Annotated in this window: 5 protein-coding genes, 1 tRNA gene and 1 pseudogene; 3 read left to right on the top strand and 4 right to left on the bottom strand. The window is 60.5% G+C overall.

Features of this window, described 5'->3' with window-relative positions; all coding sequences use genetic code 11:
* Positions 1 to 313, bottom strand: a pseudogene (locus QZ766_RS07355) (hypothetical protein); the annotation flags it as partial.
* A gap of 193 nt (positions 314 to 506) precedes the next feature.
* Positions 507 to 582: transfer RNA gene (locus QZ766_RS07350), tRNA-Asn, on the bottom strand.
* Positions 583 to 912: 330 nt separating this feature from the next.
* Between QZ766_RS07350 and nac the strand changes: the two genes are divergently transcribed.
* From nac to ldtA, 3 genes are all read left to right on the top strand, one after another.
* Positions 913 to 1,830 carry a nitrogen assimilation transcriptional regulator NAC gene (gene nac, locus QZ766_RS07345; protein WP_297199535.1) on the top strand — a complete coding sequence of 306 codons (918 nt, stop codon included), beginning with the start codon at positions 913 to 915 and terminating at the stop codon, positions 1,828 to 1,830.
* Between the two features lie 102 nt (positions 1,831 to 1,932).
* A complete protein-coding gene (gene cbl, locus QZ766_RS07340) occupies positions 1,933 to 2,883 on the top strand; it encodes an HTH-type transcriptional regulator Cbl (protein WP_297199533.1) in 951 nt (316 codons plus the stop codon).
* 90 nt (positions 2,884 to 2,973) lie between these two features.
* Positions 2,974 to 3,897: a L,D-transpeptidase gene (gene ldtA, locus QZ766_RS07335; RefSeq protein ID WP_297199529.1), complete on the top strand. Its 924-nt coding sequence runs from the start codon at positions 2,974 to 2,976 to the stop codon at positions 3,895 to 3,897.
* 78 nt (positions 3,898 to 3,975) lie between these two features.
* On the opposite strand, the gene QZ766_RS07330 is transcribed toward ldtA, so the two are convergent.
* Together QZ766_RS07330 and QZ766_RS07325 are read right to left on the bottom strand one after the other, a co-directional pair.
* A complete protein-coding gene (locus tag QZ766_RS07330; RefSeq protein WP_297199525.1) occupies positions 3,976 to 6,264 on the bottom strand; it encodes an FdhF/YdeP family oxidoreductase in 2,289 nt (762 codons plus the stop codon).
* A 281-nt stretch (positions 6,265 to 6,545) separates the two neighbouring features.
* Entirely contained in the window at positions 6,546 to 6,773 is a 228-nt protein-coding gene (locus QZ766_RS07325) for a hypothetical protein (RefSeq protein ID WP_297199522.1), read from the bottom strand.
* Positions 6,774 to 6,918: the final 145 nt, after the last annotated feature.

Raw genomic sequence — 6,918 nt, 5'->3', positions numbered from 1 at the left:
TCCTGTCGCTTCAGGCTGGCTGCCACCGTTTTAATGTTGTCCTTCGCCCCCTGTTCGCGGAGCTCATCTGTGATGTGCGGTGCGCCGTAGCGCTCTTTGCCTGATGAAAAACCTGACTGACCCTCTCGTCACACCGCTGGCGAAATTGCTTACGCGGGCTCAACTGCGCGCGACGGGTACGCCAGGCATAAAGCCGGGACTCATAAAGGCTGAGTTGCCGTGCGGCGGCTACGCCAATGCGCTCAGCGAGCTTCAGAGCATCGCTGCGGAACTCCGGAGAATGTTGTTTACATGCAGTTATTGATTTTGTCATGTGAGTCACCTCTGTCTGAGAGTTTACTCACTTATTTTACGTGTCTACTATTCGCGGGTAGGATCATTCACCCTGGACGAAGGGAAAATGAAGGTTTGTCGGGAGCCGTTCTAACGCGCGGTGGTGAATTAAAATACTCAGAATGTCAGAAAGCAAAAAGCCCGCTCAGTTTCCTGAGCAGGCTTTTCAAATTTGGCTCCTCTGACTGGACTCGAACCAGTGACATACGGATTAACAGTCCGCCGTTCTACCGACTGAACTACAGAGGAATCGTGTGAACGGGGCGCATAGTAACGAGGGGCGGGCGGCATGTCAAAGCCTCAATACACGCCCGGCGCTCAACTGCTGACTATTTCATCACTCAGGCGAAATGTGCTGCAAAAATAGCCTTAACGCACCGCGATGGTGCAGCGCCTCCTCCTGATGGCGCAACCGGCGCATCAGCTGCCGCTTATCGCAACCGGCAAACTAATCAGAATTCCTTATTTCTCGCCCACTTATTTCGCTTCGCGACAAATCTTAGAAATGTGGCAAACATATTGCAACGTGACCATTAACTCACTGGCCGTATTGGCCTGGCATCGGGAAACGGAGGCAACATGAACCTAAGACGACTAAAATACTTTGTCAAAATCGTCGATATCGGCAGCCTGACGCAAGCCGCAGAAGTGCTGCATATTGCGCAGCCCGCGCTGAGCCAGCAGGTGGCAACGCTTGAAGGCGAAATGGACCAGCAGCTGCTGATCCGCACCAAGCGCGGCGTCACGCCGACGGAAGCCGGAAAAGTCCTTTATACCCATGCCCGCACTATCCTGCGCCAGTGCGAGCAGGCCCAGCTGGCGGTGAACAACATCGGCCAGACCCTGAGCGGACAGGTCTCCATCGGCCTTGCGCCGGGCACCGCGGCCTCCTCGGTGACCATGCCGCTGCTGCAGGCGGTGCGCAACGAGCTGCCGGAAGTGGTGGTCTATCTGCACGAAAACAGCGGCACCCAGCTCAACGACAAGCTGCTGAGCGGCGGTCTGGATATGGCGGTGCTCTACGATCGCTCCCCGGTGGCGGGCATCGCCAGCCAGCAGCTGCTGAAAGAAGATTTATGGCTGGTGGGCACCCGCGACTGCCCCGGCCAGAGCGTGGATTTAGCCGCCATCGCCGAGATGAACCTGTTCCTGCCCAGAGACTACAGCGCCGTGCGGGCCCGGGTGGATGAAGCGTTCTCCCTGCGCCGCCTGACCGCCAAAATCATCGGCGAAATCGAGTCCCTCTCCACCTTAACCGCGGCGATTGTCAGCGGGATGGGCGTTACGGTACTGCCGGAGTCTGCGGCCCGCGCGCTGTGCAGCGCCTCCGGCGGCTGGATGGCGCGCATTACCACTCCGTCCATGAGCCTGCCGCTCTCTCTGAACATCTCCGCCCGCCGCCAGCTGACGCCGCAGGCCCAGGCGGTGAAGGAGATCCTGATGTCGCTGGTAAGCCGCCCGACGCTGGAGAATCGCGAACTGCTGATGGTGAGCTGATAGTTATTCCATAAAGAAATAACTAGCGTGTTTTTATTATTTGTTCACCGAAGCCGCAGAACCTAACAATAGCGCTATGTCTGATGGTTTCGGGAGCGAAGGGTGAATTTTCAGCAGCTTAAAATTATACGCGAGGCGGCCCGGCAGGATTACAACCTGACCGAGGTCGCCAACATGCTTTATACCTCACAGTCCGGCGTCAGCCGGCACATCCGCGAGCTGGAAGAGGAACTCGGGATTGAAATCTTCATCCGCCGCGGCAAGCGCCTGCTCGGCATGACCGAGCCCGGTAAGGCGCTGCTGGTGATTGCCGAACGTATTCTTAACGAAGCGGGCAACGTCCGACGCCTCGCCGATCTGTTTACCAACGACGCCAGCGGCGTCCTCACCGTTGCCACCACCCACACCCAGGCGCGCTACAGCCTGCCGCCGGTTATTAAGGCGTTTCGCGAGCTGTTCAAAGAAGTGCGCCTTGAGCTTATTCAGGGCACGCCGCAGGAGATCGAAGCGCTGCTGCACAACGGCGGGGCCGATATCGGCATCGCCAGCGAGCGGCTGAGCAACGATCCGACCCTGGCGGCGTTTCCGTGGTTTCGCTGGCACCACAGCCTGCTGGTGCCGGAAGGACATCCGCTGACCCGCACGGTGCCGCTGACCCTCGAAGAGATCGCCAAATGGCCGCTCATCACCTACCGCCAGGGGATCACCGGGCGCTCGCGTATTGACGAGGCGTTCAACCGCAAGGGCCTGGAGCCGGACGTGGTGCTGAGCGCGCAGGACTCTGACGTTATCAAAACCTACGTTGAGCTGGGGCTGGGGATTGGTCTGGTGGCAGAGCAGTCCGGCGATGCGCAGGAGGCGGGCAGGCTGACGCGGCTGGATACCCATCACCTGTTTGACGCCAGCACCGTCTGGCTGGGCCTCAAGCGCGGCCAGCTGCAGCGCAACTACGTCTGGCGCTTTATTGAACTGTGCAATTCCAGCCTGTCGGTGGATGAGATCAAGCGCCAGGTGATGGAGCCGGAAGAGACGGTGATTGATTATCAGATTTGATATCACCCCGTGATTTGCCGGGATTATTCACGCTGCATAACTTTTAGACGCTATAGTTAACGCATCATGGTCACAACCAGGGAAAAAATGATGCGATATGTAAAACTGATGTGGGTAGCGCTTTTAACCGCCGCGGGCCCGCAGGCCCTTGCCGTCAGCTATCCGCTGCCGCCGGAAGGGAGTCGACTGGTGGGCAGCGTCCAGCAGATCGTCGTGCCGGCTGATAATACCCGGCCGCTGGAAGAGTTCGCCGCGCAGTACGGGCAGGGGCTCAGCAATATGCTGGAGGCCAATCCCGGCGTGGACGTGTATCTGCCAAAAGCCGGAAGCCAGCTGACCATTCCCCAGCAGCTGATCCTGCCGGATACGCCGCGCCAGGGCGTGGTCGTTAACGTTGCCGAGATGCGCCTCTATTACTATCCGCCGGGAGGCAATACCGTGGAGGTGCTGCCTATCGGCATTGGCCAGGCCGGGCGCGAAACCCCGCGCAACTGGGTCACCTCGGTACAGAGCAAAAAAGACGGCCCCACCTGGACCCCTACCGCCAACACCCGCCGCGAATACGCTAAAGAAGGCAAAACCCTGCCGGCCTTCGTGCCCGCCGGGCCGGACAACCCGATGGGGCTGTACGCCATTTATATCGGCAGGCTGTACGCCATACACGGTACCAACGCCAACTTCGGCATTGGCCTGCGGGTCAGCCAGGGCTGCATTCGCCTGCGCGATGCGGACATCAAATACCTGTTCGATAACGTTACCACCGGCACCCGGGTGCAGATTATCGACCGGCCGGTGAAGTACACCGTGGAGCCGGACGGCAGCCGCTGGCTGGAGGTTCACGAGCCGCTTTCGCGTAACCGGGCGGAGTTTGAATCAAGCAGCAAAGTGCCGCTGCCGATGACCGCAGGCCTGCGCGCGTTTACTGACGGAGACAGCCGGGCCGCTGCCGAAATGGATCGCCGCTCCGGTATGCCGGTGCAGCTCGGCGGTGCGGAAAACAGTAACGCGTTTTGACGGCAAGACGGCCCTGCGTGGAGGAGGGTGAGGTGCGGCAATGGCGCAGCGCGACATTGCCGCAAATGGTCTGGCGGTCTAAAGCTGGCGGATCTCTTTCGAGCGCAGGGTGATGTTAACCGGCACCGATTTGTAGGACGGCGTGCCGCTGTCCTCATCAATGTAGTCGAGCGGTACCAGCACGTTGGCCTCCGGATAGTAGGCGGCGACGGTGCCCGCGGAAATATCGTAGGCCACTACGGTAATGTCCTCCAGCGACAGCGTGCTGCCCGGCAGGGCGGTCCGTAGATCGACCCGATCCCCGTGCTCCAGGCCGCGATCGGCCATATCCTGCTCGTTCATAAACAGAATATCCCGGCGGCCAAACACCCCGCGGTAGCGGTCATCCAGCGCGTAGATGGTGGTGTTGTACTGATCGTGGCTGCGCAGGGTGACCATCCGCAGCGCCTCTTCGCCGGTGGCGCTGGCGTTCTCATCAACGCCCTCAAAGACCGAGAATACCGCTTTGCCCTCCGGCGTCGGCCAGACGCGCTCGGTCGGCGGCAGCGGCATGCGAAATCCTCCCGGGGTTCTTATCCGCAGGTTGTAGTCGTCAAAGCCGGGCACGGTTTTCTCGATATAGTCGCGGATCATGTCGTAATCCGCCACCAGCGACAGCCAGTCCACGCGGGTGCCGGGCAGGGTTGCGCGCGCCATGCCGGCGACGATCGCCGGCTCCGACCGCAGCTGCGGCGAGGCGGGTTTCAGCTTGCCGGAAGAGGCATGCACCATCGACATGGAATCTTCCACGGTAATCGACTGTTTGCCGGTGCTCTGTACGTCAAGTTCCGTGCGGCCGAGACAGGGAAAAATAAAGGTCTCTTTCGACACAAGCAGATGGGTACGGTTAAGCTTGGTGGCGATGTGAACCCCGAGATCCAGATTGCGCATCGCCGGGAACCCGCGCTTGTGATCCGGCATGGCGACGGCGAAATTGCCCCCCAGGCAGATCAGCGCCCGGGCCGAACCATCAATCATCGCCCGGGTGGCCTGCACCGCATCGTGGCCGTGGCGCGACGGCGGGGTAAAGCCGAACACCTCTTTCAGGCTCTTCAGGAACGGGGCGCCCGGCTTCTCGGTGATGCCGACGGTGCGGTTGCCCTGCACGTTGGAGTGGCCGCGCAGCGGGCAGATCCCCGCGCCGGGCTTGCCGATATTGCCGCGCATCAGCAGCAGATCCGCAATCAGGCGCACGTTCTGGGTGCCCTTGTTGTGCTGGGTGATGCCCATGCCGTAGGTGATGATAGTGGCGCGGGATTTGGCATAGGCCTCGGCCACGTTGCCCAGCTGTTCACGATTGAGGCCGGACTCGCGTTCGATAGCCTCCCAGGAGGTGGCGTCAATGTCGTTGGCGAACGCGTCAAAACCCCGGGTGTGCTCGTCGATGAAGGCGCGGTCGAGCACGTCGCCGCGCTGCGCCTCAAGCTGGAGCAGGTGTTTGGCGATCCCTTTCAGCGCGGCGGCGTCGCCTCCGGCCCTGACCTGAAAGTAAGAGGAGGCGATATTGGTGGAGCTGTAGGTGGCCATCTCGACCACGCTCTGCGGATCGGTGAAGCGCTCCAGGGCACGCTCTTTCAGCGGGTTGAAAACAATAATCGGCACGCCGCGCCGGGAAAGCTCGTGCAGGGTGCCCATCATCCGCGGATGGTTGGTGCCCGGATTGTGACCGATGGAGATAACCAGTTCGGTATTGTCGAAATCTTCCAGCGACACGGTACCCTTGCCGATGCCTATCGAGCGCGGCAGGCCGACGCTGGTGGCCTCGTGGCACATGTTGGAGCAGTCGGGAAAGTTGTTGGTGCCGTACTCACGGGCGAACAGCTGAAACAGATACGCCGCCTCGTTGGAGGCGCGCCCGGAGGTATAAAACTCCACGGTGTCCGGGTTGAGATCGCGCAGCACCTCGCCAATGCGGGCAAAGGCCGCATCCCACTCGACCGGGCGCAGGGTATCGCTTTCGCGATCGTAGACCAGCGGATGGGTCAGGCGGCCGTAGCCCTCCAGCTCGAAATCCGATTTTTCCCGCAGCGAGGTGACGGTATTTTCCGCCAGAAACTCCGGCGTGACGCGCTTGGTGGTGGCTTCCCAAGTGACGGCTTTGGCGCCGTTCTCGCAGAACTGAAATGTCGATTTATGCTCTTTGTCCGGCCACGCGCAGCCCGGGCAGTCAAAGCCGTCCGGCTGGTTGGTGCGCAGCAGGGTGGCGGGCGCTTCAAAAGTGTCCATCTGGGTGCGAACGGCGATGGCGGTGGCTTTCAGGGCACCCCAGCCGCCGGCAGGTCCGTCGTAGTGCCGGATCCCCGGCACGGAACGTCGTTTAGTGGTCATGTTTGCTCCTGACGTGCGGTGACGTCTTACTTCAGTATCTATACCCGTCATCCTTCGGGCCGCCAGCGAGCGATCGCGTAATGACGTCTGCTGCCCGAATTATTCAGGGTATAAGCGCGTAGTTTTTATGGTTATGGGACGGAAAGCGCGGGTGGCTGAAAATATCCCGCGGGTCGTCCTTAAAAGCGCAGGCCCCCGCGTGCGAGGGCCTGGTTTAAAGAAATTATAACAGCGCATTATCATTTTAATAATAAATCGCACAGAAAGCGACGCAGTGCGGATCAGGCCGGCTGCGTCCGGGCGGACATTTCATGGGCGGCCTGGCGGTACCACTGGATAATATTGTTCAGGTGCGCCTGTCCGTAAACCGCAACAAAGCGGCGGGTCTCTTCGTGCGTGCTTTTCTCGAATACGCTCAGCCGTTCGGCAATAAATGCCTCGGTAAGCGTGATGCCGCAGTCCCGGACGAGGCACTGGCGCCACTGCTGGTAGTTTTGAGGGATCATCATTTTCTCCGTAAGCGGGTTTTAAAAGGGAAGCTGGCCTGTGCCAGGCTTAGCAGGCGCAGCTGTCGTCCGGGCAGCAACTGGCGTCCGGCGGCGGCGACCACTGCGCCAGCTCGTCATCCACGGGCAGGTGGAGATGGCGGAGGAT

The organism is uncultured Pluralibacter sp. (genome assembly GCF_913775985.1).
Lineage (GTDB): Bacteria > Pseudomonadota > Gammaproteobacteria > Enterobacterales > Enterobacteriaceae > Pluralibacter.
Note: the sequence above shows the minus strand (reverse complement) of the source record. Positions and strands in the feature narration are given on the sequence as shown.